The sequence below is a fragment of the Pseudomonas sp. A-1 genome, from assembly GCF_004801855.1.
Classification (GTDB): domain Bacteria; phylum Pseudomonadota; class Gammaproteobacteria; order Pseudomonadales; family Pseudomonadaceae; genus Geopseudomonas.
Window position 1 is genome coordinate 16,962 of the sequence record NZ_SSTC01000008.1, and the last position, 25,773, is coordinate 42,734.

25 protein-coding genes and 2 riboswitches are annotated in these 25,773 nt (G+C 69.9%); of the genes, 13 read left to right on the plus strand and 12 right to left on the minus strand.

The features are described 5' to 3' along the window. The first annotated feature begins 230 nt into the window (after nucleotides 1-230). From E5198_RS02545 to E5198_RS02560, 4 genes are all read left to right on the plus strand, one after another. Complete coding sequence (locus E5198_RS02545) at nucleotides 231-1,838, plus strand: murein L,D-transpeptidase (protein WP_305956028.1); 1,608 nt, start codon at nucleotides 231-233, stop codon at nucleotides 1,836-1,838. A 60-nt stretch (nucleotides 1,839-1,898) separates the two neighbouring features. Continuing rightward, nucleotides 1,899-2,903, plus strand: coding sequence for an adenosine deaminase (locus E5198_RS02550; RefSeq protein WP_136488449.1), 1,005 nt, complete (start codon nucleotides 1,899-1,901; stop codon nucleotides 2,901-2,903). A gap of 36 nt (nucleotides 2,904-2,939) precedes the next feature. Beyond that, the gene (locus tag E5198_RS02555) at nucleotides 2,940-3,503 is read left to right on the plus strand and encodes a phosphoribosyltransferase family protein (RefSeq protein WP_136488450.1); all 564 of its coding nucleotides are present in this window, start codon (nucleotides 2,940-2,942) and stop codon (nucleotides 3,501-3,503) included. Between the two features lie 82 nt (nucleotides 3,504-3,585). Continuing rightward, a riboswitch (glycine riboswitch) is annotated at nucleotides 3,586-3,684 on the plus strand. Next, nucleotides 3,685-3,786: riboswitch (glycine riboswitch) on the plus strand. 24 nt (nucleotides 3,787-3,810) lie between these two features. Beyond that, nucleotides 3,811-4,431 carry a trimeric intracellular cation channel family protein gene (locus tag E5198_RS02560; protein ID WP_201486170.1) on the plus strand — a complete coding sequence of 207 codons (621 nt, stop codon included), beginning with the start codon at nucleotides 3,811-3,813 and terminating at the stop codon, nucleotides 4,429-4,431. Nucleotides 4,432-4,443: 12 nt separating this feature from the next. Here E5198_RS02560 and E5198_RS02565 read toward each other — a convergent pair whose 3' ends face one another. Further along, on the minus strand, nucleotides 4,444-5,115 hold the full coding sequence (locus E5198_RS02565) for a phosphoribosyltransferase (protein ID WP_136488451.1): 672 nt from the start codon (nucleotides 5,113-5,115) through the stop codon (nucleotides 4,444-4,446). 259 nt (nucleotides 5,116-5,374) lie between these two features. Here E5198_RS02565 and E5198_RS02570 point away from each other — a divergent pair, with 259 nt between their 5' ends. Then, nucleotides 5,375-5,863 (plus strand): BCAM0308 family protein, encoded by a 489-nt coding sequence (locus E5198_RS02570; RefSeq protein ID WP_136488452.1) that lies wholly within the window; start codon nucleotides 5,375-5,377, stop codon nucleotides 5,861-5,863. 37 nt (nucleotides 5,864-5,900) lie between these two features. Here the strand turns inward: E5198_RS02570 and E5198_RS02575 are convergent, their stop codons facing one another. From E5198_RS02575 to ttcA, 4 genes are all read right to left on the minus strand, one after another. After that, nucleotides 5,901-6,419 (minus strand): C40 family peptidase, encoded by a 519-nt coding sequence (locus E5198_RS02575; RefSeq protein WP_136488453.1) that lies wholly within the window; start codon nucleotides 6,417-6,419, stop codon nucleotides 5,901-5,903. A gap of 101 nt (nucleotides 6,420-6,520) precedes the next feature. Further along, a complete protein-coding gene (locus E5198_RS02580) occupies nucleotides 6,521-7,102 on the minus strand; it encodes a C40 family peptidase (protein WP_136488454.1) in 582 nt (193 codons plus the stop codon). A 154-nt stretch (nucleotides 7,103-7,256) separates the two neighbouring features. Next, nucleotides 7,257-7,928 (minus strand): DNA-3-methyladenine glycosylase I, encoded by a 672-nt coding sequence (locus E5198_RS02585; protein ID WP_136488455.1) that lies wholly within the window; start codon nucleotides 7,926-7,928, stop codon nucleotides 7,257-7,259. Between the two features lie 16 nt (nucleotides 7,929-7,944). Continuing rightward, nucleotides 7,945-8,769: a tRNA 2-thiocytidine(32) synthetase TtcA gene (gene ttcA / locus E5198_RS02590; protein WP_136488456.1), complete on the minus strand. Its 825-nt coding sequence runs from the start codon at nucleotides 8,767-8,769 to the stop codon at nucleotides 7,945-7,947. A gap of 191 nt (nucleotides 8,770-8,960) precedes the next feature. Here ttcA and E5198_RS02595 point away from each other — a divergent pair, with 191 nt between their 5' ends. The 3 genes from E5198_RS02595 to E5198_RS02605 all read left to right on the plus strand — a co-directional run bounded on the left by E5198_RS02595 (nucleotide 8,961) and on the right by E5198_RS02605 (nucleotide 10,963). Further along, nucleotides 8,961-9,554, plus strand: a complete 594-nt coding sequence (locus tag E5198_RS02595; protein WP_136488457.1) for a DNA-J related domain-containing protein — start codon at nucleotides 8,961-8,963, stop codon at nucleotides 9,552-9,554. A 161-nt stretch (nucleotides 9,555-9,715) separates the two neighbouring features. Continuing rightward, nucleotides 9,716-10,315 (plus strand): Yip1 family protein, encoded by a 600-nt coding sequence (locus E5198_RS02600; RefSeq protein WP_136488458.1) that lies wholly within the window; start codon nucleotides 9,716-9,718, stop codon nucleotides 10,313-10,315. A 153-nt stretch (nucleotides 10,316-10,468) separates the two neighbouring features. Further along, on the plus strand, nucleotides 10,469-10,963 hold the full coding sequence (locus tag E5198_RS02605; protein WP_136488459.1) for a SprT family zinc-dependent metalloprotease: 495 nt from the start codon (nucleotides 10,469-10,471) through the stop codon (nucleotides 10,961-10,963). On the opposite strand, the gene E5198_RS02610 is transcribed toward E5198_RS02605, so the two are convergent. Then, the gene (locus tag E5198_RS02610; protein ID WP_136488460.1) at nucleotides 10,954-11,982 is read right to left on the minus strand and encodes a glycosyltransferase family 1 protein; all 1,029 of its coding nucleotides are present in this window, start codon (nucleotides 11,980-11,982) and stop codon (nucleotides 10,954-10,956) included. The two genes, E5198_RS02605 and E5198_RS02610, sit on opposite strands and share 10 nt — an antisense overlap. Further along, on the minus strand, nucleotides 11,979-12,791 hold the full coding sequence (locus E5198_RS02615) for a UDP-2,3-diacylglucosamine diphosphatase (RefSeq protein ID WP_136488461.1): 813 nt from the start codon (nucleotides 12,789-12,791) through the stop codon (nucleotides 11,979-11,981). The genes E5198_RS02610 and E5198_RS02615 overlap by 4 nt, the downstream gene beginning before the upstream one ends. Nucleotides 12,792-12,963: 172 nt before the next feature. Between E5198_RS02615 and E5198_RS02620 the strand changes: the two genes are divergently transcribed. Beyond that, nucleotides 12,964-13,815 (plus strand): DMT family transporter, encoded by an 852-nt coding sequence (locus E5198_RS02620; RefSeq protein WP_136488462.1) that lies wholly within the window; start codon nucleotides 12,964-12,966, stop codon nucleotides 13,813-13,815. Between the two features lie 4 nt (nucleotides 13,816-13,819). On the opposite strand, the gene E5198_RS02625 is transcribed toward E5198_RS02620, so the two are convergent. The 5 genes from E5198_RS02625 to recQ all read right to left on the minus strand — a co-directional run bounded on the left by E5198_RS02625 (nucleotide 13,820) and on the right by recQ (nucleotide 19,520). Beyond that, nucleotides 13,820-14,863: a glycosyltransferase family 1 protein gene (locus E5198_RS02625; RefSeq protein ID WP_136488463.1), complete on the minus strand. Its 1,044-nt coding sequence runs from the start codon at nucleotides 14,861-14,863 to the stop codon at nucleotides 13,820-13,822. Nucleotides 14,864-15,095: 232 nt separating this feature from the next. Then, a complete protein-coding gene (locus E5198_RS02630) occupies nucleotides 15,096-15,389 on the minus strand; it encodes a SelT/SelW/SelH family protein (RefSeq protein WP_136488464.1) in 294 nt (97 codons plus the stop codon). A gap of 57 nt (nucleotides 15,390-15,446) precedes the next feature. Then, the gene (locus tag E5198_RS02635; protein ID WP_136488465.1) at nucleotides 15,447-16,847 is read right to left on the minus strand and encodes a DHA2 family efflux MFS transporter permease subunit; all 1,401 of its coding nucleotides are present in this window, start codon (nucleotides 16,845-16,847) and stop codon (nucleotides 15,447-15,449) included. After that, nucleotides 16,847-17,278, minus strand: a complete 432-nt coding sequence (locus E5198_RS02640; RefSeq protein ID WP_136488466.1) for a MarR family transcriptional regulator — start codon at nucleotides 17,276-17,278, stop codon at nucleotides 16,847-16,849. The genes E5198_RS02635 and E5198_RS02640 overlap by 1 nt, the downstream gene beginning before the upstream one ends. A 100-nt stretch (nucleotides 17,279-17,378) precedes the next feature. Continuing rightward, nucleotides 17,379-19,520, minus strand: coding sequence for a DNA helicase RecQ (recQ, locus tag E5198_RS02645; protein ID WP_136488467.1), 2,142 nt, complete (start codon nucleotides 19,518-19,520; stop codon nucleotides 17,379-17,381). 125 nt (nucleotides 19,521-19,645) lie between these two features. On the opposite strand from recQ, the gene E5198_RS02650 reads away from it, so the two are divergent. The 4 genes from E5198_RS02650 to E5198_RS02665 all read left to right on the plus strand — a co-directional run bounded on the left by E5198_RS02650 (nucleotide 19,646) and on the right by E5198_RS02665 (nucleotide 25,737). Beyond that, complete coding sequence (locus E5198_RS02650) at nucleotides 19,646-20,233, plus strand: YecA family protein (protein ID WP_136488468.1); 588 nt, start codon at nucleotides 19,646-19,648, stop codon at nucleotides 20,231-20,233. A gap of 10 nt (nucleotides 20,234-20,243) precedes the next feature. Next, the gene (locus E5198_RS02655) at nucleotides 20,244-20,645 is read left to right on the plus strand and encodes a YbaN family protein (RefSeq protein ID WP_136488469.1); all 402 of its coding nucleotides are present in this window, start codon (nucleotides 20,244-20,246) and stop codon (nucleotides 20,643-20,645) included. Nucleotides 20,646-21,103: 458 nt separating this feature from the next. Then, entirely contained in the window at nucleotides 21,104-24,565 is a 3,462-nt protein-coding gene (locus E5198_RS02660) for an Ig-like domain-containing protein (protein WP_136488507.1), read from the plus strand. A gap of 116 nt (nucleotides 24,566-24,681) precedes the next feature. After that, nucleotides 24,682-25,737: an SCO family protein gene (locus tag E5198_RS02665; RefSeq protein ID WP_136488470.1), complete on the plus strand. Its 1,056-nt coding sequence runs from the start codon at nucleotides 24,682-24,684 to the stop codon at nucleotides 25,735-25,737. Nucleotides 25,738-25,773 lie beyond the last annotated feature (36 nt).

Here is a 25,773-nt window from a genome sequence, read left to right on the forward strand (position 1 = left end):
AAGGTGTCCTCTGTCTGCATGGCACGCCGCAACGACGCCGGCCAGCCCACGCTGCCTGCCGTCGTGACGGTCTGCCGATCCGTGACGCCCTGTCGTCGATTCTGCCGTCCTGCCTATGATCCGGCGCGCACAAACGGCGTTCTGCCATGCCGCTGCCCGGAAAGTCGGGCATTCTAGCAAGCAAACGTAGGTCTGGAGTCGAGCGCTTGTCTAAAAAACATACACCGTGGTTGGCAATCCTGCTGCTCGCCAGCCCATTTTCTTTTGCCGCCACTGCTCCGGAGCCGGCGGGCGGGACGCTGCGCCATGCCCTCGAGCAGCCGCAGCCGACGCTGGCCTGCGCCGCGCCGGCAGCCCACCTGACCGGGACGGAGCGCGCGGCCCTGCTCGAGTTCTATCGCCAGCACGCCTTCGCCCCCGTCTGGCAGGCCGGCGCACGGCTGGCCGGCCTGCTGGAGCAGCTCGAACAGCTGAGCGACGACGGCCTGTCCCCCGACGACTACCAGGTGGCCACGCTGCGCCGCCTGGGGCAGCAGGCCAATGGCCAGGCGGCGCATGCCGACTGCGCCGACCTGCTGGCCAGCCATGCCTACCTGCAGGCGCTGCGGCACCTCGCCTGGGGCAAGCTCGACCGCGCCAGCGTGGAGCCGCTGTGGCACTCGCCGCAGGTCCAGCCCCCGCCGCGCCCGACGCTGCCGACGCCCCAGGCCGCCACGGGCCTCGACGACCTGCCGGCAACCTTCGCCCAGGCCCGCCCGCAGCTGCCCGCCTACGCCAACCTGCGCCGCGCCTGGGCCGAGCTGCGCCGCCAGCCGCTGCCGGACTGGGAGACCGTTCCCGCCGGCCCGCTGCTGCGCCCAGGGCGCAGCGATCAGCGCGTGCCACTGCTGGAGCGCCGCCTTGCGGCCGCGGGCTACCTGGGCGAAGCGGCCGCCAGCACCCGCCGCGCCGACGCCAGCGGCGAGCGCTACGACCCGCTGCTGGTGGATGCGCTGGAGGCCTTCCAGCGCCGCCACCAGCTGCAGCCCGATGGCGTGCTCGGCCCGGCGACCCTGGCCGAACTGAACGTCAGCCCCGCCGCCCGCCGCGACCAGGTGCGGGTCAACCTCGAGCGCCTGCGCTGGCTGGCCCGCGAAATGGAGCCGACCATGGTGGTGGTGGATGTCGCCGGCGCGCGGATCGCCTTCCAGCGCAACGGCGAGGAGGTCTGGCAGGCGCGCACCCAGGTCGGTCGCCCCGAGCGCGCCACGCCGCTGCTCAAGTCGCGCATCAGCCACCTGACCCTCAACCCGACCTGGACGGTGCCGCCGACCATCATGCGCGAGGACAAGCTGCCGGAAATCCGCCGCGACATCGGCTTCCTCGATACCCACCAGCTGCGCGTGCTGGACTACCAGGGCAACACCCTCGACCCCCACCAGGTCGACTGGAACGATCCCCGCGGCATCCTGCTGCGCCAGGAGGCCGGCCCGAAGAATCCGCTGGGACGGGTCGCCATCCGTTTCCCCAACCCGTTTTCCGTGTACCTGCACGACACCCCCAGCCAGCACCTCTTCGACAAGCTGCCGCGGGTGTTCAGCTCCGGCTGCGTGCGGGTCGAGCAGGTCGTGCGCCTGCTCGACTACCTGCTGGAAGACGCCAGCCCGGCCCAGCGCGCGCGCTTCGAGGAACAGCTGGCCAGCGGGCGCACGCGCGACTTCGGACTGCCGCAGCCGGTGCCCATCCTGCTCGCCTACTGGACGGCCGAGGCCGACCGCGACGGCCGCCTGCGCTTCCGCCCGGACATGTACCAGCACGACGCACGCATCCTCGCGGCCCTGGACTCTGTCCGTCCGTGATTGGCAGGGCCGGGCGCGCCGGCTATGTTTCGATAAACCAACCGCCCTCCCGGAGCACTCATGGATCTCGAGACCTACCTGCGCGCCCTGCCCAAGGCCGAACTGCACCTGCACATCGAGGGCACCCTGGAGCCGGAGCTGATGTTCGCCTTGGCCGCACGCAACGGCGTCGCCCTGCCCTGGGCCAGCGTCGAGGAAACCCGCGCCGCCTACGCCTTCAGCGACCTGCAGAGCTTCCTCGACCTCTACTACGCCGGCGCCGCCGCGCTGCTCCACGAGCAGGACTTCCACGACCTGGCGATGGCCTACTTCGAGCGCGCCGCCGCCGACGGCGTGGTGCACGCCGAACTGTTCTTCGACCCGCAGACCCACACCGCCCGCGGGGTGCCCTTCGCCACCGTGCTGGACGGCCTGGAGCGCGCCTGCCGCGAGGCGCAGAGTCGCTACGAGATCAGTTCGCGACTGATCCTCTGCTTCCTGCGCCACCTCAGCGAGGAGGACGGCTTCGCCACCCTGGAGCAGGCGCTGCCGCACCTGTCGCGCATCCACGGCGTCGGCCTCGACTCCTCCGAGCGCGGCCATCCGCCGAGCAAGTTCGCCCGCCTGTTCGAGCGCTGCCGCGAGCTGGGCCTGCACGTCGTCGCCCACGCCGGCGAGGAAGGCCCGCCGGCCTACATCGTCGAGGCGCTGGATATTCTCCGGGTGGAGCGCATCGACCACGGCGTGCGCGCCGCCGAGGACCCGGCGCTGCTCGAGCGCCTGGCCCGCGACCAGGTGCCGCTGACCGTCTGCCCGCTGTCCAACGTCAGGCTGTGCGTGTTCCCGCGCCTGGCCGATCACAACCTGAAGAGCCTGCTCGACGCCGGCCTCAAGGTGACGATCAACTCCGACGATCCGGCCTACTTCGGCGGCTACGTGCTGGAGAACTACCGGCAGACCGCCGAGGCGCTCGGACTGACCCGCGACCAACTCCGGCGCATCGCCCGCCACAGCCTGGAGGCCGCCTTCGTCGACGATGCCGAGCGCGCCCCCTGGCTGGCACGGCTGGAGGCGCTGGACGCCTGAGCTAGGCTGTAGCGAGTCAACTCCGGAGAGCCGACCATGGACAGCAGACCTGCCGGCGAACGCTTCCGCCTGTACTCGGCACCGCAGCTGGAAGCGGTGATCGACGCCATGGCGCGCCAGGCGGCAGCGCTGCTTCAGCCCAGCCAGGAGGTCGCGCTGGTCGGCATCCTGCGTCGCGGCGAGCCCCTCGCCGCGCGCCTGCAACAGGCGCTGGTGGCGCGCGGCCTGCCGCGCTGGCCGCTGTATCCGCTGCACCTGAAGCGCTACGCCGACGACCTCAGCCTGCTGCACCCGGAAACCGCGCTGACCGAGAACCCCGACCTGGCCGCCCTGGACCTGGCGCGCACCCGCCTGCTGCTGGTCGACGACGTGCTCTACGAGGGCCACTCGCTGCTGCGCGCCTGCGCCTGGCTGGCCCGGCTGGGCGCCGCGGAGGTGCGCTCGGCGGTGCTGGTGGACCGCTGCGTCAGCCGCCAGCCGGTGCGCGCCGACATCACCGGCCTGCGCCTGCAGGTGGCGCCGACCGACATCATCGAGTGCAACGTGCCGCCCTACGAGAAGGAGTTCTGCATCGAGGTGCTGCGCCGGGCGCTGAACTGACGCGTCGCCCGGCCCCACCGTCGGGCCGGCGCAGCGCATTCGCCCGTCCCGGCTGGCAAGTTGCCGGCCGCGCCGTATAATGCGGCGCTTCGCAGGAGAGTGAGCGTTGCGGTCACCCCGAACGCTCCGCCGAAGGCGCAAACTCCCATAATCGCTCAGGCCCATGAACTGCGAAGATCCGATCACGCCAACTGGAGAGAGGTTGCTGCGGGCAACCCACCGAAGGGGCAAAGCGGCCGAACGGCCGCGAAAACTCTCAGGTACAGAGGACAGAGGGAGAGGCGATCCAGACTCGAGGAGTCCTCCCGTGATGCTCACCTATATCTACATCATCGCCATCACCGCCGAAGCGATGTCCGGCGCCCTGGCTGCCGGACGGCGCAACATGGACATGTTCGGCGTGGCGCTGATCGCCTTCATCACCGCCCTCGGCGGCGGCACCGTGCGCGACATGCTGCTGGGCAACTTCCCGGTCGGCTGGACCCAGCACCCGCCCTACATCTACCTGACCATCGGCGCCGGCCTGTTCACCATGCTGGTCGCCCGCTTCATGCACCATCTGCACAAGGTGTTCCTGGTCCTCGACGCCATGGGCCTGATCGCCTTCACCGTGATCGGCTGCAACGTGGCCCTGAAGCTGGAGTACTCGACCCCGGTGGTGATCATGGCCGGCATGATCACCGGCATCTTCGGCGGCATCCTGCGCGACATCCTCTGCCAGCGCGTGCCGGTGGTGCTGCGCCACGAGCTGTACGCCAGCGTGTCGATGCTGGTGGCCATGCTCTACCTGCTGCTGGAGCGGCTAGGCGTCAACCACGACCTGACCCTGCTGGCCTCCTTCGGCTTCGGCCTGGCCCTGCGCCTGGCCGCCATCCGCTGGTCGTGGTCGCTGCCGGTGTTCTCCTACCAGCCCGGCCGCTGGGAATAGGCCGGCGCGGCGCTACGGCGTCCGGCTCCAGGCCTGGCGCAGCAGCTCCTGCACCTCGCCATCGCTGGTCTGGCCGAAGTCGCGGTACCACTCGCCGATCGACGACAGCCAGTCCGGCACCAGCGCGCAGACCACCTCGTCGACCAGCGGCTCGAGCATGGCGAGGGCGTCGGTGGAGGCCACCGGCGCCACCAGCACGATGCGCGCCGGCGCCTGCTGGCGCACCGCCTGCACCGCCGCGCGCATGGTCGAGCCGGTGGCCAGGCCGTCGTCGACCAGCAGCGCCACCCGATCCTTGAGTTCCGGAGCCTCGCGCTCGCCGCGGTACAGCCGGTCGCGCCGCTCCAGCTCGCGGCGCTCGCGCGCCGTCACCGCCTCCAGGGCCTGCTCGTCGACCCGCCCGAAGCGCAGCGCCTCCTCGTTGAGCACGCGCACCCCGCCGCTGGCGATGGCGCCCATGGCGTACTCCTCGTGACCGGGCATGCCGAGCTTGCGCACCAGCAGCAGGTCGAGCGGCAGCGCCAGCTCGCGGGCGATCTCCCAGGCCACCGGCACGCCGCCGCGCGGCAGGGCCAGGACGATGGCGTCCGGCTGGCCGCGGTAGCGCTCCAGCAGCCGGGCCAGGGCCCTGCCGGCCGCCACCCGGTCGGGGATGGGTACCTCGATCTGCGCCTTGTGCTTCATCGCCGTCTCCCGGCGGCGGCAAGGAAGCGCCGCCTCGTCCTGCAAGCCTATACCGGGCGACGGCACTCGCAAGGCAGGCTCGTCTGAGGACGAATCGCTATCTCGAGCCACCTGCCAACAGCAAAAGCAACTAAGGCTGCCACCGACGGCTTGGCCATAATGGATCTGTCCGCCGGTGAGCCTTCCAAACTGGGACGGACACGCGTCCGGCGCAGGCAGGCTGCGGCCGGCAGAAGAATTCTTTCAGCGGGAGTCGGTGATGGACAAGCATCAGCAGGGCCACAAAGAAAAGCTGAACCAGCCTCAGCACCATGATCGCGACACGGCCCACCAGCATCCGGCCGGCGCCGCCCACTGCGCGGGCTGCGGCGCCTACTACAACGCCGGACGCTGGTCGTGGCAGCGCGAGGCCGGCAGCCAGCCGGAGAGCGTCACCTGCCCGGCCTGCCGACGCATCGCCGAGAACGATGCTGCCGGCAACGTCAACCTGTCGGGAGCCTTCCTGCGGGGACATCGCGAGGAAATCGTCAACCTGATCCGCAACACCGAGGAGATGGAGCGCAAGGAGCATGCCCTGGAGCGCCTGATCGGGATCAGCGAGGAAGGCGGCAAGCTGGTGGTCGGCACCACCGGTACGCACCTGGCCAACCGCATCGGCCATGCCCTGCAGGCCGCCTACGACGGCACGGTGAGCTACACCTACACGAACAACGAAACCCATCTGGACGTGAACTGGGAGCGCGACTGAGCGCCCCGGCAGCCGCGGCAGGGAGCGCCGCGGGCGCTCAGGGATTGCGCGCCAGGCGGACCCCGCCCAGCACGCGGCGTGCATCGAGGTAGCTCTTCTGCCAGTAGCCGTTGCTCAGGCTGTCGAGACGCACCGTGCCGCCCGTGCTGGGCGCATGCACGAAACGGCCCTCGCCCACGTAGATGCCGGCATGACTGACCCGACCGCCACCGCTGGTGGCAAAGAACACCAGATCGCCGGAGCGCAGCTGCTGGCGAGGCACCCTCGGCACGCGCAGGGCGCTCATCTCGCGGGTCGTGCGCGGCAATTGCAGCCCCGCCGCATCCCGATAGACATAGCCGATCAGGCCACTGCAGTCGAAACCGCCCTCGGGGGTGTTGCCGCCCCAGCGATAGGGGGTGCCGACCAGGCCGATAGCGCGGATCAGCACGTCCTCCGCCTCGGCGGAAACCGGGGGAAGCGACGAGCCGGCAGACGGGGGAAGCGGCGCCTGCGAGGAGCAGGCCGCGAGCAGGAGGACAACAGCGAGACCGGCCAGACGGCTCGACACGGGCATGATCGGCGGATCCTTGCGAAAATTCCTTTTGACCCTAGACGGCTGGCCGCGGACTGCGCAAGCGGGAGCGCGGTCCGGGTGCCGGGAACCTCAGCGGGCGATCACTCGTCGATGACGCGCTTGGCCATCAGGTAACGGCTGTTCCAGTAGTCGCTGGACAACTTGTCCACCCGCACGCCACCGCTGCGGGTGCTGGAGGAGTGGATGAACTCGCCGTCGCCGATGTAGATGCCGGCATGGTTCACCCGACCGCGGTTGGCGAAGAAGATCAGGTCGCCGGGCTGCAGGTCGTGGCGAGCCACCTTGGGTGCCGGCATCTTGATCATCTCGCGGGTCGAGCGCGGCAGCTTGATGCCGGCTTCCTCGCGGAACAGATAGCCGATGAAGCCGCTGCAGTCGAAACCGGTGGAAGTCGAGGTGCCGCCGAAACGGTACGGGGTACCGATCAGCGAGAAGCCACGCACCAGCAGGTTGCTGAGCGCCGGCAGTTCGTAGGGCTTGTCGTCGAGCAGCTGCTCTTCGATGCTGCTCTCTTGCGCCTTGGCGGCGGCTTCGGCATCCAGCTCGAAGGACAGGCTGTGATGCGCGCCGGCATCGAGGCTGTGCTGCTGGGAGGTGCTGGCACAGGCGGTCAGCAGGAGGGCCAGAGTGATTGGCACGAGGGGTGCGAAGCGCTTGAGCATGGGCACGACCGTGTCGCTGAAAATTGATGATGCGCGACTATGCCGCCTATCGACCCCATTTGCAAATTTTATCGAGCAGAATGTGACTTCCTCTGCTACTTGCACCGTCTGCGCGACTTCCTGCCGCACCCCTGCGAAAAAAAACTGAAGCTTTTCAGTGATTTACCGTGAAAGCCAGCATCATCGACAGCTGGCACAACGGCCGCCCGCTCTGCGTCTGCCAGGCGTTGAAGGCCGCCTGCACGGCGGCCAGATCGCGCTGGCTGCTCGGCGCCCTGTCGACTATGCCCTGGGCCTTGAGCGCGGCGACCACGTCGTCGCTGGGGATGAAGGTGTCCTTGCCGGCCATGCGCAGGAAGCGCGGCGCGGACAGGCCGCCGAGCTGGCTGCCACGCTTGCCCAGCTGGCGCCACAGGCCGACGATGTCATCAACCGGCCAGTCGGCCAGCCAGGCGCCGAAGCTGCCGTGCTCGCGGGCCACGTCGAGGACGAACTGGGCGTTGCGCGGCACGCTGCTGAGCTTGGCCAGGTGGCGGATCAGCCGCTGGTCCTGCATCAGCCGCTCGAGGTGCTCGGCACCCATCAGCACCACCTTGTGCGGATCGAAGGCGAAGAACGCCTCCTCGAAGGCCGGCCACCTGGCGTCCACCACGCTGTGCCTGAGGCCGGCGCGGAACACCCGCAGGCTGAGCAGCGACAGGTAGCGGTCGTCGCCGAGGCCACGCAGCTCGTCCGCGCTTTTCGGCAGAGGCAGGCGCGCCTCCAGCTCGGCCGCCGAGCCGAAGCGGTTCAGGCAGTACTCGTGCAGCCACTGGTAGTCGCGCATGGCCGGCCGCTCCGGGTCAGAGGCTCATCACGTCGATGAAGCGCGGGGTGGCGTCGTCGTCGATCTTCAGGCTCTGGAAGTCGAACAGGTTGCGGTCGGCCAGCTGCGAGGGCACCACGTTCTGCAGGGCGCGGAACATGATCTCGGTGCGCCCCGGCGACTTGCGCTCCCACTCGTGGAGCATCTCCTTGACCACCTGGCGCTGCAGGTTCTCCTGCGAGCCGCACAGGTTGCACGGGATGATCGGGAACTCCTTGAGCTGGGCGTAGGCCTCGATGTCCGCCTCGCTGCAGTAGGCCAGCGGGCGGATCACCACGTTGCGGCCGTCGTCGGAGAGCAGCTTGGGCGGCATGGCCTTGAGGGTGCCACCGTAGAACATGTTGAGGAAGAAGGTCTCGAGGATGTCGTCGCGGTGGTGGCCGAGGGCCATCTTGGTCGCGCCGATCTGGTCGGCGAAGGTGTACAGGGTGCCGCGACGCAGGCGCGAGCACAGCGAGCAGGTGGTCTTGCCCTCGGGGATCTTCTCCTTGACCACCGAGTAGGTGTCCTTCTCGATGATGTGGTACTCGACGCCGATCGACTTCAGGTACTCGGGCAGCACGTGCTCGGGGAAGCCCGGCTGCTTCTGGTCCATGTTCACCGCCACGATCTCGAACTTGATCGGCGCGACCTTCTGCAGATACAGCAGCACGTCGAGCATGGTGTAGCTGTCCTTGCCGCCGGACAGGCAGACCATGACCTTGTCGCCGTCCTCGATCATGTTGAAGTCGGTGACGGCTTCGCCGGCCAGGCGACGCAGGCGTTTCTGCAGCTTGTTCTGGTTGACCGAAAGGGTGCCCATGGTGGTGTGGAATCCGGTGCTCTACGAAAAGGGAGTGCGAAAGGGGAATGCGAAAACCAGCCATTTTACGCACAAACGCCCGCGCACCCCAGCCCCCTCGGCGCCGGCGGTCGCCGCCGCGGCCTGCGAGGCCGGTCACGTCCCGCGCAGGCGCGCCGTGGCGGCGCCCGGACGCATGCTAGGCTGCCCGCATGAACACTTCCTTCGATCCCGCCCTCGAGCTGATGGAGCAGCTGCTCGACCTGCTGCGCCAGGTGCCGGACGGCCTCAGCGAGCATCAGCTGATCCGCCGCCTGCGGGCGCAGCACTGCACCCACATCCCGCAGCTGCCGCTGGCCGACAAGCTGGTGCTGTACCGCACCCACTTCGTGCTGTTCAACGCCCTGTACCGCCTGCGCGACCGCCTGTGGCAGGAGCGCCGCGCGCATCTGGAGATCAGCCCGCTGCTGATCCGCCTGCTGCCCTGGCAGGAAGGCGTGCAGGGACTGACCGGGCACGACCCGCTGCGCAGCTACTACCTCGACGAGGCGCACCTGCGCGACACCACCGAGCGCGACGTCGAGCACCTGCTGCAGAGCTTCTGGACCCGCATGCACGGCGGCGAGGAGCGCCAGGCGGCACTGGAGCTGTTCGACCTCGACGCCCGCGCCGACTACGCCACCATCCGCCTGCGCTACCGCCAGCTGGTCAGCCAGCACCATCCCGACCGGGGCGGCAGCACCGCCCGCCTGCAGTCGATCAACAAGGCCATGGAAATTCTCGAGCGCTATTACAACCACCGCTGAGAGGCGAAATCGCTCTACCCTCCCCGGCCGCCGCCCGCGGATGCGCGCCTATACTGCGTCATAAGGTCGCAGAGGACGACCCGGCACCGGACGGCACTGGCCACGTGCCTCCGGCGCCTTGTCAGGGGCGATCCGCATATAAAACGAAGAGGTGTCCGATCATGATTCACCACGTCTGGGGGCTCTTCACCCATCCTGATCAAGAATGGCAAGAGATTCGTGGCGAGAAAGAAAGCATCAGCCATATGTATCTGAGCCATGTACTCATCCTGGCGGCGATCCCCGTTGTATCCGCCTACATCGGTACCACCCAGGTCGGCTGGTCGATCGCCGGCGGCGAGGCGGTGCGCCTGACCGAGTCGAGCGCGCTGCAGATGACCGTGCTGTCCTACCTGGCCATGCTGGCCGGCGTCGCCGTGATGGGCGCGTTCATCCACTGGATGTCGCGCACCTATGACGCCCAGCCCAGCCTGACCGACTCCATCGTGTTCGCCGCCTACTGCGCCACGCCCCTGTTCATCGGCGGCCTGGCGGCGCTCTACCCCAACCTGTGGCTGGCCATGGCGGTCGGCACGGCGGCGGTGTGCTACACGGCCTACCTGCTGTACGTCGGCATCCCCTCCTTCATGAACATTCCGAAGGACGAAGGCTTCATGTTCTCCAGCTCGGTGCTGGCCGTGGGCCTGGTGGTGCTGGTGGCGATAATGGCCATCTCGGTGGTGCTGTGGGGCTTCGGCGTCGGTCCGGTGTACGCCAGCTGAAGCCGGTCCAGCAAGACAACCTGGCGTAGGTCCGGTCAACACCGACAAGAACAATCACGGACCATCCCGACTGAGGCCGCCTGCGGGCGGCCTTGCTGTGTCCGCTGCCTGCGGCTGGCATAATCGGCCGACCTGCCCCACCACGACCCGCCCATGCCCGAACAGCTGCTCGCCCGCGTCGAGGCCTGCTACCAGCAGGCCGAAGCCTTCTTCGCCCGCCGCTTCCCGCGCCCCGAGGTCAGCCTGCGCCTGCGCGGCCTCAAGGCCGGCGTCGCCCACCTCACGGAAAACCGCCTGCGCTTCAACGCCCAGCTGTACCGCGAGAATCGCGAACACTTCCTGCGCCAGACCGTGGCCCACGAGGTGGCGCACCTGGTCGCCCACCAGTTGTTCGGCGCCGGCATCCGCCCGCACGGCGGGGAGTGGCAGCGGATCATGACCGGCGTCTACAACCTGCCGGCCGAGCGCTGCCATTCGTATGAAGTGCAACGCCGGCAGCGGCACTACCTGTACCGCTGCAGTTGCCCGGACGGCGAATTCCCCTTCACCGCGCAGCGCCATGCGCTGGTGCTGCGCGGGCGCCGCTACCTGTGCCGGCGCTGCCGGGAGACGCTGGTGTTCAGCGGCGAGCGCCTCGCTCAGCCCTGAACGGCTGCGGCTGCGCCGCCGGCCGTGCCGTCGCGGCGCGGCAGGTGGGCGAGGAACTCCGCCGCCGAGGCCTGCCACGACTGGCGCTGCGCCTCGCCGAGGCAGGCCTGTCGATCCAGGCTCAGGGCCTGCAGGCAGGCGCTGCGCAGATCCTCGTCCATCATCCCGCTGACGCCCTGGCGCAGCACGTCCAGCGGGCCGGCCACCGGAAACGCAGCCACCGGCGTGCCGCAGGCCAGCGCCTCGAGCATCACCAGCCCCAGGGTGTCGGTGCGCGAGGGGAACACCAGCACGCTGGCCGCCCGGTAGGCTTCGGCCAGCTGCGGCGCCGGCAGGTAACCATCGAAGCGCACCTGCGGATAGCGCCGCTCGAGCTCGCCGCGCAGCGGACCGTCGCCGACCACCCGCTTCGCCCCCGGCAGTTCGAGCTCAAGGAAGGCCTCGAGGTTCTTCTCCGGCGCCAGGCGCCCGGCGTAGAGGAACAGCGGCGTGCCTTCGCCCGCCTCCAGGCGCGGCTTGAACTGGCGCAGGTCGACGCCCTTGCGCCACAGCGCAAGGCGCTCGAAGCCGCGCGCGGCGAACTCGGCCTGCAGGCGCTCGGTGCTGACCAGCACCATCCGGCTCGGCTGGTGGAAGGCGCGCAGCCAGGCGTAGCCCCAGTCCAGCGGCAGCCACGGCCAGCGGCCGCTCACGTATTCGGGAAAGCGCGTGTGGATCGCCGTGGAGAACGCCCAGCCGCGCCGCCGCAGCCAGCGCCGCGCCGCCCAGCCGAGCGGCCCCTCGGTGGCCAGGTGCACGGCATCCGGGGCGAAGGCCTCGATCTTCGCGCCGACCTTCCAGACATCCCAGGCCAGCGGGATGGCCGCGTAGCCCGGGCAGGGCAGCGTGCGGAACTCCTGCGGCGACAGCACACCGACCTGGTGGCCCAGACACTCCAGCTCCCCGACCAGCGCGCACAGGCTGGTGACCACGCCGTTGACCTGCGGCGCCCAGGCATCGCTGACGATCAGCAGCCTCATGTCAGCGTCTCCGCCAGCGGCTCGGCCGCAGCCGGCAGCCCGCCGCCGGCGGCCAGGCGGTACAGCTCGATGCGCCCGTCCAGGTGTTCGATCAGCGCCGTGCACGACTCCACCCAATCGCCGCAGTTGAGGTACTCGATGGCGCCGATGCGGCGGATCTCGGCGTGATGGATGTGGCCACAGACCACGCCGTGGAAGCCGCGGCGGGTGCACTCGTGGGCCAGCGCCTCCTCGAACTCGCTGATGTAGCTGACCGCGCCCTTGACCTTGTGCTTGAGCCAGGCCGACAGCGACCAGTAGCCGTAGCCCCAGCGCTGGCGCCAGTGGTTGAGCCAGCGGTTGAGGGTCAGGGTGACCTCGTAGGCGGAGTCGCCGAGGAAGGCCAGCCAGCGGTGGTAGCGGGTGATCACGTCGAACTGGTCGCCGTGCAGCACCAGCAGGCGGCGGCCGTCGGCGGTCAGGTGCTCGGCCTCGTCGACCAGGCGGATGTTGCCCAGCACCAGGTCGGCATAGCGGCGCAGGCATTCGTCGTGGTTGCCGGTGACGTAGATCACCTCGGTGCCGCGCCGGCTCATGTTGATCAGCCGGCGGATCACGTTGGTGTGGCTCTGCGGCCAGAACACCGAGCTGCGCAGCTTCCAGCCGTCGATGATGTCGCCGACCAGGTAGACCCGCTCGGGCGCATAGCCCTTGAGGAAGGCCTCCAGGCGCTCGGCCTGGCAATCGCGGGTCCCCAGGTGCACGTCGGAGATCCACAGGGTGCGCACGTACTGCTTGCACTTGGGCAGGAGCGGCTGGGCTAGGGTCATCGACGGCCTCCGGCGGGTTTGCCCCGATGGTGCGGCGCCGCCGTGTACGCCGAATGACAGCCCGGCGGCAGGGCGATGACAGGCGCCGGCAGACGGGTAAACTGGGCACCTTTGCCCGGAACCACCGCATGCCCCCGCACCTGCCGTCGCCCGCCCCCGCGAGTCGCCGCCCATGACTCCGCGCAACGCCCTGCTCGCCGTGCACCTCGGCGCCCTGCTGTTCGGCCTCACCGGGGTGTTCGGCAAGCTGGCCGAAGCCGCGCCGCTGGCGATCACCGCCGGGCGCGCGGCGTTCGCCGTGCTCGCCCTCGGCCTGTTCCTCGCCCTCGCCCGCAATGCTTCCGCTGGCCGCCCCAGCCTGCGTCAGCTGGCCCTGCTGGCGCTCGGCGGACTGCTGCTCGGCGCCCACTGGCTGACCTTCTTCCACGCGGTCAAGGTATCCGGCGTGGCCATCGCCACCCTCGGCTTCGCCAGCTTCCCGGCCTTCACCCTGCTGCTCGAGGGCCTGCTGTTCCGCGAGCGGCTGCGCGCGGGCGAGTTCGCCGTGGTCGGCCTGGTCTGCCTGGGCCTGGTGCTGGTGACGCCGCAGTTCGAGCTGGCCAGCCAGGCCAGTCAGGGCCTGCTGTGGGCGGTACTGTCCGGGCTGCTGTTCGCCCTGCTGTCTCTGACCAACCGGGTCAGCGCCCGCGGCATCGAGCCGGCGCAGGCGGCGCTGTGGCAGAACCTGACCATCGCCCTGTGCCTCTTGCCGCTGGCCGCACCGCAGCTGCCGGCCATCGCGCCGCTGGACTGGCTGTGGCTGGCGCTGCTCGGCGTGCTGTGCACCGGTCTCGCCCACAGCCTGTTCGTCTCCAGCCTGCGCGTGCTCAAGGCGCGCACCGCCGCGGTGGTGTTCGCCATGGAGCCGGTCTACGGGATCTTCTTCGCCTGGCTGCTGTTCGCCGAGATACCGAGCCTGCGCATCTTCGGCGGCGGCGCGCTGATCGTGCTGGCCACCTTCGTCAGCGCACGCCTGCCGCGCTGACCGCTCAGGGTGCGGCGCGTTCGGCGCTGAGCCGCTCGGCCGGCAGACAGGGAGCGCCGTCCAGGCGCGGCTGGCGGGCGAGGAACTCCAGTGCGGAGGCCTGCCAGGACTGGCGCCGCGCTTCCTCGGCGCAGGCGCGCCGGTCCAGCTCGAGCGCCTGCAGACAGGCGCGCTGCAGGTCCTCGTCCATCACCCCGCTGACGCCCTGGCGCAGCACGTCCAGCGGGCCGCTGACCGGGAAGGCGGCCACCGGCGTGCCGCAGGCCAGCGCCTCGAGCATCACCAGGCCGAGGGTGTCGGTGCGCGAGGGGAACACCAGCACGCTGGCGCTGCGGTAGGCCTCGGCCAGCGTCTCGCCGCGCAGGTAGCCAAGAAAGCGCACCTGCGGATAGCGTCGCTGCAGCTCACCGCGCAGCGGGCCGTCGCCGACCACGCGCTTCTCGCCCGGCAGCTCGAGGTCGAGGAAGGCCTCCAGGGTCTTCTCCGGCGCCAGGCGGCCGACGTAGAGGAACACCGGCGCGCCCTCGTCCGGCTCGAGGCGCGGCTGGAACTGGCGGATATCGACGCCCTTGCGCCACAGGCCGAGATGGGCGAAGCCCTGGCGGGCGAACTCGGCCTGCATGCGCACGGTACTGACCAGTACCGCATCGCTCGGCCGGTGGAAGGCGCGCATCCACGCATAGCCCAGGCTGAGCGGGATCACCGGCCAGCGGGCATGGACGAACTCGGGAAAGCGCGTGTGCATGGCGGTGGAGAAGGCCAGTCCGCGGCGCTGCAGCCAGTGCCGCGCCGCCCAGCCGAGCGGCCCTTCGGTGGCCAGGTGCACGGCGTCCGGGGCGAACGCCTCGATCCTCGCCGCCACCCGCCAGATGTCCCATGCCAGGGCGATCTCGGGGTATCCCGGGCAGGGCAGCGAGCGGAAATCCAGCGGCGACAGCACGCCCACCTCGCAGCCCAGCTCCTCCAGCTCCATCACCAGCGCGCGCAGGCAGGTGACCACGCCGCTGACCCGCGGCTCCCAGGTGTCGCTGACGATCAGCAACCGCATGGTCGCGCCCTGCGCAGACGGTCACGGGAAACGGCAGGAGCCGGGGCAGTCCGCGGACGCGACGGACGACGTGCGCATTTCGACGGGCAAGGCTGGGCACAGTCCATCAGCCACCTCCGGCTGGAGCTGCAGGATCTTTGCTGGCGTCAGGAGGCGCCGCGCATGGGCGCGGGGCCTCGTTAACGCAGCATAGTCACAGCCGGGAAAGTGCGCCGCTCGTCGGCGCACTTCGTCACTCGCGGCGCGGACGGTCGCTGTGGCCGAGGTCGCGACCCGGATCGATGCGGTCGCGCACGCGCTGCTTGAGCACCTTGGCCTCGGGGAAGCCGCCGTCGGCCTTGCGCTCCCAGATCTCGACGCCGTCGCAGGTGATGCGGAACACCCCGCCGGTGCCCGGCACCAGGCTGACCTTGCCCAGATCGTCGCCGAAGGTGGACAGCAGTTCCTGCGCCAGCCAGGCGGCGCGCAGCAGCCATTGGCACTGGGTGCAGTAGGTGATCTCGACTTCGGGTCTGCCGATGCTCATCGCGGGGTCCTGAACGGAAAACGGGCGGGCCGCCATGATAGCGCCCCGCCTGCCGCCTCAGCGATTGCCACGCAGGCGCCAGGCCGGCCAGATCGCCAGGGCGAACAGCGCGGCCAGCAGCCAGAAGCTCTGCTGGAAGGCCAGGGCATTGCCCAGGGCATCGCCGCCTTCGGCCTCGTGGCGCCATTCGAGGAAGAAGGTCAGCAGGTTGATGCCCAGCGCCCCACCGAGCTGACGCATGAAGGTGGTGGCGCCGGTGGCGCTGGACAGCTCCTCGGCCGGCAGGTCCTGCACCGCCGCGGTGCTCACCCCGGGCAGGATGCCGCCGAGGCCGAAGCGCCCCAGCGAAGCCCAGGCGCAGATCGCCCAGAAGCCGCCCTCATCGCCCAGCAGCGCCTGGCCGGCGGCGGACAGCGCCAGCAGCGCCAGACCGCCGACCAGCAGCCAGCGCGCCGCCAGGCGGTCGCTCAGCCAGCCGCCGACGAAGGCGGCGACGCCCAGCACCAGGCCGGTGGGCAGCAGCACCAGGCCGGCGTCGGCGGCGCTGTAGTGCTCCACCGTCTGCACGTACAGCGGGATCAGGTAGGTGACGCCGAACAGACCGACGCCGAGCACCATCGCCACCCAGCTGGTGCGCCGGAAGCTGGCGTTGCGCCACAGGCGCAGCGGCAGCAGCGGCGCCTCGTGGCGGCTGCAGCGCCAGAGGAAGGCCGCCAGGCAGGCCAGGCCGATGCCGCCGGGCACCAGGGTCACGCCGGCCAGCCAGCCGAAGCGCTGCGCCTCGGCCAGACCGCCGAGGATGCCGAACAGCGCCAGGTTGAGCAGGACGAAGCCCGGCACGTCCAGGCGCGGCGGGGTCAGCGAGCGGAAGCTCGGCAGCAGGCGGGCGCCGCCGATCACGCTGATCACGCAGATCGGCGCCGGCAGCCAGAAGATCGCGCTCCAGCCGAAGTGATCGACCACATAGCCGGCCAGGGTCGGCCCCAGCGCCGGCGCCATCATCGCGCCGAGGCCGAACAGGCCGAGCGCCAGGCCGCGGCCGCGGTCGGGGAAGGAGCGGAAGATCAGCACCATGGCCAGCGGCTGGACCAGGCCGGCACACAGCCCCTGGACGATGCGCAGGCCGATCAGCGGCCAGATCGAGGTCACCAGCGGCGCCACCAGCGAGGTGGCCATGAACAGGCCGAAGGTGCCGAGCAGGGTGCGCCGGGCGCCGAAGCGCGCCTGCGCCCAGGACGACAGCAGCAGGCCCGAGGTCATCGCGGCGAGGAAGCCGGTGATCAGCCACTGCGCCAGCGGCCGGCCGATGGCGAACTCGGCCATGATCGCCGGCAGGGCGACGTTGACGCTGGTGGAGGCCAGCACCATGGTCATGGTGGAGAGGATCAGCAGGGCCAGCAGCCAGGCCGGGTAGCGGGCGCCGAAGCGCTCGCGCAAGGCATCGAGGTCGTGCCCCATCACAGCCGCTCCAGGTTGGCCTGCATCCGGCCGAGCACCCGCTGGCAGACCTCCAGCTCCTGCTGGTCGATGTCGGCGAGCACCTCGTTGCGCAGCTCGCCGGCGATCGCCTCGATCTGCGCGATGAGCGCGGCGGTCTGCGGCAGCAGCTCGATGCGCTTGGCGCGGCGGTCCTCGGCCACCGTCACCCGGCGCACCAGCTGCTGCGCCTCGAGGCCGTCGAGCAGGCGCGCCAGGGTCGCGCACTCGACGCCGACCAGCGCCGCCAGCTCGCTCTGGGTCGGCGCCTCCGCATGCCGGGCCAGGTGCAGCAGCACCAGCCAGCGCGCCTGCGACAGGCCGAGGTGGCTGAGGCGGCGGTCCAGCTCGGCCCGCCAGGTGCGCGCCAGCAGGGCGACCTCGGCGCCGAGGCGGTGATCGGAATGCGCCATTTCATACCCTCCTAAATATCAACAAGCTAAACATTAGCCTGCTAAGTATTTATCCGCAACTCTCCCCCGCCAACAACCCGATGGGGGACAGTGCGCCGGCTCAGGCGCCCAGCTCGACCTCCAGCGCGGCGCGCACGCAGTGCAGCACGCCGAGCGGCACGCGGCCGTCGAATGCCTCGGCCAGCGCCGCCACCGGCGGCAGCTCGCCGTCGCCGTCGAGGAAGGCGTCGTGGATCTCGCCGAGCAGCTCCTCGGGCAGGTCCAGCGCCTGCTCCAGGCTCAGTTGCTGGCGACCGATGGCCTCGGCCAGCAGGCTGTAGACGTTCTTCTCCGAGCAGTCGAGCTGGCGGGCGATCTGCGCCGGGGTCATGCCCGAGCGGGCCAGGCTGACCAGCTCGTGGCGCAGGTCGGTGACCACCGCCGGTACGGCCGGCGCCGCGGGGCTGTCGGTGAGCACGTCGAGGAAGGCCTGGCCGTAGCGCTCCAGCTTGCGCGCACCGACGCCGCTGACCTGGGCCATTTCGGACAGCGACTGCGGCTGGCTGCGCAGCATCTCCAGCAGGGTAGCGTCGGGGAAGATCACGTAGGGCGGCACGCTGTGCTCCTCGGCCAGCTTGCGGCGCAGGGTGTGCAGCGCCTCCCACAGCGGCCGCTCGTCGCCGCGCACCAGCTGGCTGGCCTGGCTCGGCCCGCCGCTGGAACGCTGCGCGCGCTGCGGCTTGAGATCGCGGCGCAGCTCGAGGCTGACCTCGCCGCGCAGCAGCGGCCGGCAGGCGTCGGTCAGGCGCAGGCCGCCGAAGCCGTCGAGGTCGATGTCGGCCAGGCCGCGCGCCACCAGTTGGCGGAACAGCGTGCGCCAGTCGGCTTCGGCCAGGTCCTTGCCCTTGCCGAACACCGCCAGCTGCTGGTGGCCAAACGAGCGCACCTTGTCGCTCTCGCGACCGAGCAGGATGTCGACCAGGTGGCCGACGCCGTAGCGCTGGCCGCTGCGGTAGATGGCCGACAGCGCCAGGCGCGCCGCCTCGGTGGCGTCCCAGGTCTCCACGCCCTCCACGCAGTTGTCGCAGTGGCCGCAGGGCTGCGCCAGCTCCTCGTCGAAGTAGGCCAGGAGCGCCTGGCGACGGCAGCGCGACTCCTCGCACAGCGCCAGCATGGCCTCCAGCTTGTGGCGCTCGACGCGCTTGTGCTGCTCGTCGCCCTCGGAGTTCTGCAGCATCTGGCGCAGGAACAGCACGTCCTGCAGGCCGTAGGCCATCCACACTTCCGAGGGCAGGCCGTCGCGGCCGGCGCGGCCGGTTTCCTGGTAGTAGGCCTCCAGCGACTTGGGCAGGTCGAGGTGGGCGACGAAGCGCACGTTGGGCTTGTCGATGCCCATGCCGAAGGCGATGGTCGCCACCATGATCAGCCCTTCCTCGTTGATGAAGCGCTTCTGGTTGTGCGCGCGCAGCTCGCTGGCCAGCCCGGCGTGGTACGGCAGCGCCGGATAGCCCTGCTCGGAGAGGAAGGCGGCCACCTCTTCGACCTTCTTGCGCGACATGCAGTAGACGATGCCGGCGTCACCGCGGCGACCGGCGAGGAACTGCTGCAGCTGCTTGCGCGGCTGGTCCTTGGGCACGATGCGGTAGAAGATGTTCGGCCGGTCGAAGCTGGACAGGAAGCGCTCGGCGTTCTCCAGATGCAGGCGCTGGACGATTTCCTCGCGGGTGCGCTTGTCCGCGGTGGCGGTCAGGGCGATGCGCGGCACGTTGGGGAACAGCTCGGCGAGCTGGCCGAGCTGCAGGTATTCGGGGCGGAAGTCGTGGCCCCACTGCGACACGCAGTGCGCCTCGTCGATGGCGAACAGGGCGATCGGCAGGCGCTGCAGGAAGGCCAGCATGCGCGGCTGCACCAGGCGCTCGGGGGCCAGGTAGAGCAGTTTGATCTCGCCGCGGCGCAGGCGCTCGGCGATCTCGCGCTGCTCCTCGGGCGTCTGCGTGGAGTTCAGCGCCACCGCCGCCACGCCCAGCTCGTCGAGGGTGGCGACCTGGTCGTCCATCAGCGCGATCAAGGGCGACACCACCACCGCCACGCCGTCGCGCAGCAGCGCCGGCACCTGGAAGCACAGCGACTTGCCGCCGCCGGTGGGCATCAGCACCAGGGCGTCGCCGCCTTCGCTCACGTGCTGGATGATCCGCGCCTGGTTGCCGCGGAAAGCGTCGTAACCGAACACGTCTTTGAGGGTGCGCAGGGCGGAATCGAGCATGGGGCCTCCGGATGAAGCCGGGCATTATACGCCAGCCCGCACCCGGTTCCGTGCGCCACTCGCCTGGCAGCGCGCCCACTGCTCGTCTACAATCGAGCGCGCATTCTTCCCGAGGTAGTGTCCCGATGTCCTTCGCCGAGCAACTGTCCCGCCTGCAAGCCTTTCTCGATGCCGACGACCTGCATGAGGAAGCGCTGGACTACGTGGCCGCCCACGGTTACCTGACCGCCCTGTCCATCTGCCCCGATCCGGTACCGGAGCGCGAGTGGATCGACGCCCTGTTCGCCGAGCCGCCGCACTACCGCAGCGACGCCGAGCGCGAGGAGATCGAAGCCTCGCTGATCCAGCTCAAGGCGCATATCGGTCGTCAGCTGGCCAGCGACGAGGACATGGAGCTGCCCTGCGATCTCGACCTGGGCGACGATCCCGACGACTCCGACCTGCGCGGCTGGTGCATCGGCTTCATGGAGGGCGTGTTCCTGCGCGAGGCCGTGTGGTTCGAGAACGCCGAGGACGAGGTCAGCGAGCTGCTGCTGCCGATCATGGTCGGCTCCGGCCTGTTCGACGAGGAGCCGGAGTTCGCCGAGATCGCCAGCGACCGTGACCTGGTCGACAGCATGATCGACCAGATCCCCGAGCTGCTCACCGCGCTGTTCCTGCTCTGCCAGGCTCCGGAAGAGAAGCCGGCGCTGCTCAAGCCCCGCCAGCACTGAGCCGCGCCGCATGGCGCCACGCGAACCCGCCGAGATCCGTCACGCCTGGCTGCGCTGGCTGCTGCTGGGCATTGGCTGGCTGAGCGTGGCGCTGGGCGTGCTCGGCATCTTCCTGCCGGTGCTGCCCACCACCCCCTTCCTGCTGCTGGCCGCCGCCTGCTTCGTGCGCAGCTCGCGGCGCGTCTACGTCTGGCTGGTCACCCACCCGCGCCTCGGCCCGTGGATCCGCGACTACCTCGACGGCCAGGGCATCCCCTTCCGCGCCAAGGCCTGGGCCATCGGCCTGATGTGGGCGAGCATCCTGCTGTCCTGCTACCTGGTGCCGCTGCTGCCGGCCCGCCTGTTCATGCTGACCAGCGCCGTGCTGGTGACCCTCTACATCCTCCGCCAGAAGACTCTCGGCCGGCCCTGAGGGACGGCGCCTTCCCCACAACCGGGGCCGATACCCCCAGCCACGGGGAAAGTTCCCCACCCCCCGACGCCAGGTACGAGGCCTCGCCTGGGGGGCAGGCGCTGCCCGCCCTTGGCTGCCGCACCTGGCGATGGCTCCGTGCCGCCTGGCACCATGCTTGCTTGGTCTCCACTGACGATACCTTTCTGCCATCACGGGAAGCATCACGGGAAGGGCTCGATCAACGGAAGCAGTGCCCGGCCGGGAGCAACCGGCCGCGCAATCCGGTATGCACTGGAAGCACCGAGGCAAGACCTCTCGTCCTGATCGGCTCCGCAACGGCGCCGACCCGCGCCGAGTCGCCGTTCTCCTCCGTCGTGGAGCATCCAGTCGCGGTGAACGCCATCGTTCCGATGGTCGACGCGCGCCCGACAATGCACGCGCGTCTGCGTCTATCCGTGCAGCAGGGTGAGGACAACATGGACAAGAAATCATCTTCCGCGAGCCTGTTCCAGCTATCGGCCGTCGCCTGGGCGATCCTGGCGACCCTGAGCCTGCCCGGCAGCGCTGCCGGCTCCCTGGACGACGAGAGCCAGCCGCCGCCGACCGACCCCTCGGCCTACGTCGATGCTCCGGAGCATCCGGACGAGACGCTGCACGAGATGGAGAGCTGGCCGAAGGCCAACAAGGGCGCCTACGACCTGCCGAACGGGGTGAGCGGCGACAAGAACACGCCGACCGCCGAGAACGTGCTGCAGCCGCTGCAGCAGACCTCGTTCAACTACCCGACCAACGGCACGGCAAGCCCGCTGTTCGGCGCCCAGCCCTTCACCCAGCAGGTGCTGCGCTTCGAGGAGTTCGGCCTGGAGAGGCTCGACCCCGGCGCCCCGGCCGGCACCCTGCCGCTGCCACCGCCGAGCCTCGGCCCGGCTCCGGCCCAGGATCCGCTCAGCGTTGCCCGCAGCGGTCCGCCCTCCTCGGCGCTGGACGACTTTCTCAGGCAGCCGGGGCTGTTCCCGTTCCCGGCCCAGTACTCCAACGTGCTGGACCCCAACCCGTGGAAGTCCCAGATCGAGCACTTCCTCAACCGCTACGTCAGTTCGCCGGCCGAGGGCCGCCCGCCGGGCAAGGGCTGGTCGCACCAGCGCTGGAACGAGTTCTATCCCCAGGCCGCGTTCAAGACGGTACAGGCAGGGGCGCGGGTCAACGGTGGCGTGCGCAACGGCCGGCAGCTGCACGGCTACGCGGTCGGCGAATTCGGCCCCGGCGGCCTCTACCACAACACCGCCGGCACGCCAGCGACCGCCGGCACCACAGCCGGCATCGGCATCCGCCTCCACCCGAACATGCCGGTGCAGAATCACAAGTCGCTGTGGACCTTCGACGGCACCCTGCCGCCCAAGCTGCTGATGGTCCGTTACGGCCAGCCGATGCTGATGCGCCACTACAACGCCCTGCCGATCGACCCGGCGGCCAACCGCGGCTTCGGCCTGCACACCATCAGCACCCACGAGCACAACGGTCATGTCCCGGCCGAGAGCGACGGCTTCGCCAACGCCTTCTTCTTCCCCGGCCAGTACTACGACTATCGCTGGCCGGTGCAGCTGGCCGGCTACGACAGCATCAACACCAGGGCGGAGGATCCGCGAGCCGCCTTCCCCTGCGCACCGGGAGAGACCCTCTGGGTCAACGACCTCAACCCCGGCCCGAGAACCTGTGGCGACGACGGCAAGATCAGGATTCGCGGCGACTGGCGCGAGACCATGAGCACCCACTGGTTCCACGACCACATGCTCGATTTCACCGCGCAGAACGTCTACAAGGGCAACGCCGCGGTGATGAACTACTACAGCGCCGTCGACCGCGGCAACGAGGCGTTCGACGACGGCGTCAACCTGCGCTTCCCCAGCGGCTCGGCGCTGCCCTGGGGCAACCGCGACTACGACGTCAACCTGGTGATGGCCGACAAGGCCTGGGACGACCGGGGCCAGCTGTGGTTCAACCCGTTCAACACCGACGGCTTCCTCGGCGACCAGATGGTGGTCAACTGGCTGTACAAGCCCTACATGGAGGTGCGCGCACGCAGCTACCGCTTCCGCCTCCTCAACGGCTCGGTGTCGCGCTACTTCAAGATCGCCGTGGTGCGCGAGATCCAGGGCAGCGGCGGCGAGTTCAAGGGGCCCAAGGGCTCGGGCGTGTCCTACGACCGGGTGCCGTTCCACATGATCGCCAACGACGGCAACATCATGGAGCACGCCGTGCCCTTCGACGGCAGCATGGATCTGGACGGCGACGGCGACCGCAAGGACCACCACGGCATCCTGCCGACCCAGGCCATCGCCGAGCGCTATGACATCATCATCGACTTCGCCCGGCACGGCATCCGCCCGGGAGACCGCCTCTACCTCGTCAACCTGATGGAGCACGACACCGGCAAGGGCCCGTCGAACAAGGAGCTGTCGCTTGGCGAGGTGCTGTCCGAGGCATACAAGGCGACCCTCGACCAGACCAGCAAAGGCGCGCGCTGGCGGGACGGCGATCCGGTGGTCGGCAAGTTCCTGCAGTTGCGGGTCGTCACCTATGGCGGCAATGACCTGAGCATGAACCCTGCCGAATACGAGCCGGCCAAGCCCGGCAAGGCCGCCGGCAAGAAGATGATCCCGCTGACCATCGACCGCAACAGCGTTGCCGACCGGGCCAAGCTCGCCCAGGCCCGCAAGCGCCACTTCACGTTCGGCCGCTCCGACGGCACCGATGCCGAACCCTGGACCGTCAAGACCGACGGCGGCCTCGGCTATGCCGCCGACCCGCGGCGGATCTCGGCAGCGCCCCAGCTGGCCAACGGTCCGACCGACGCCGGCTGGAGCGGCGACGGCACCCTAGAGGTATGGACCATCGAGAACGGCGGCGGGGGCTGGAGCCATCCCGTGCACGTGCACTTCGAGGAGGGCGTCATCCTCAGCCGCGACGGCCGGGAGCCGCCGGAGTGGGAGAAGTGGGCGCGCAAGGACGTCTATCGCGTCGGGCCGGAGGTCGATGGCTCCATCGAGGTCGAGGTGGCACTGCGCTTCCGCGAGTTCGCCGGCACCTACGTCGAGCACTGCCACAACACCCAGCACGAAGACACCGCGATGCTGCTGCGCTGGGACCTGGAGCACCCCGGCCAGTTCCAGTTCATGCCGACGCCCCTGCCGACCTGGGATGGCGTGCAGTACGCCGGCTCGGTGGCCCTTCCCACTGCCCGCAGCAGCAGCGGCGGCAGCGGTAGCTCGGGAGGCGGCACGGGCGGCAGTGGTGGCGGCACCGGCGGTAGCGCTGGCGGTACGGGCGGCGACGGCGGCAGTGGTGGCGGCACCCCGCCCGCCAATCAGCTGCCGGTGGCCATGGCCGACAGCGCCAGCACCAGGGCTGGCGCGGCGATCAGCATCGACGTGCTGGCCAACGACAGCGATCCGGAAGGCCAGCCGCTGAGCATCGTCGACCTGAACCCGCCGTTCCACGGCCAGGGCAGCGCCAGCACCGACGGCGACCGGGTGCTCTATACCCCGCCGACCACGCTGAGCGAGCCCCTGACCGCGACCTTCACCTACTCGGCCAGGGACGCCCAGGGCGGCGTCTCGAGCCCGGCCACGATCAGCGTGACGGTCAACCCGGCGCCCAGTGCCGAAGACCTGAAGGTCACCACTGCCGAGGTCCGCTCGCGCAGCGGCAACCGCTATCGCTGGGAACTGAGCGGACGGACCTCGCTGCCGAGCGGCAACAGCATCGAGGTGACGGTCGCGACCCGCAGCGGGCCTCTCAGCCTGGGCAAGGCCACCCTGACCTCTGCCGGATCCTGGCGGCTTTCCGTGGAAACCACCGGCAGCGGCCCGGCAGCGGCCCCCACGGCGACCATCCGCTCGATCCACGGCGAGGTCACGGTACCGCTCAAGGCGCTCTGAGCCTCCCGCCCGCGCCCGGGAGTTCCCCGGACGCGGGCGGGATCCTGCGAAACGGACTGTCCGCGAGGGCGAACCAGCTCCGCCCGCCAGCGGACCCAGCACGGGAAGCCGAAGCCATGTCCAGCCAGCCCCGCACCGCCCGATCCGTCCTCACCACGCTGCTGCTGTCGCTCGCCCTGCTCGGCGCGCTGAGTCCGGCGGCCGCCACCTCCGCCAGCGAGAGCAGCGCGGCGAGCGGCTCCATCTCCCCCTGGGGGCGGGACTACTTCCCCAACATCGTCCTGATCAACCAGGACGGCCAGAAGGTCCGCTTCTTCGACGACCTGATCAAGGACAAGGTGGTGGCGATCAACTTCATCTTCACCGCCTGCGGCGACTCCTGCCCGCTGGAAACCGCCCGCCTGCGCCAGGTGCAGAACCTGCTTGGCGAGCGGGTCGGCCGCGACATCTTCCTCTACTCGATCAGCATCGACCCGATCTCCGATACCCCGGAGGTGCTCAAGCGCTACACCGAGAAGTTCAACATCGGCCCGGGCTGGCAGTTCCTCACCGGCGACTACGACGAGATCAACCTGCTGCGCCAGAAGCTCGGCCTGTTCATCGACGGGGTGGACGACCAGCAGGTCGACGCCAGCGGCACCCGCGACCACAACCTGAGCCTGATCATCGGCAACCAGAGCACCGGCCGCTGGATGAAGGCCTCGCCCTTCGAGAACCCGTACATCCTCGCCGACCGTCTCGGCAGCGTCCTGCACAACTGGAAGCAGGCCAGCGTCGTGCACAACGACTATGCCGAGGCCCCCGACGTACGCACGCCCTCGGCCGGCGAGCAGATCTACCGCACGCGCTGCGCCTCCTGCCACACCCTCGGCGACACCCAGCAGGCCGGGCTGCGCAGCCTCGGGCCGGACCTGCTCGGCGTGACCCGCCGCCGCGACCCGGCCTGGCTCAGCCGCTGGATCAGGGAGCCCGACCGCATGCTGGCCGAGAAGGATCCGCTGGCCATGGCGCTGCTTGAGCAATACAACCGCGTGCCCATGCCCAACCTGCGCCTGGGCGAGGTCGAGATCAGCGCCCTGCTGGCCTATCTGGAGGAAGAGAGCAACCGGCAGAACCCGCCGCAACCCCTCGTGCAGGAAAGCCACGACGCGCAGCGCCAGCACCCGCGCTAGCGACGGCCGGCTGCCGACAAGCCGGCCGCGTTGCGC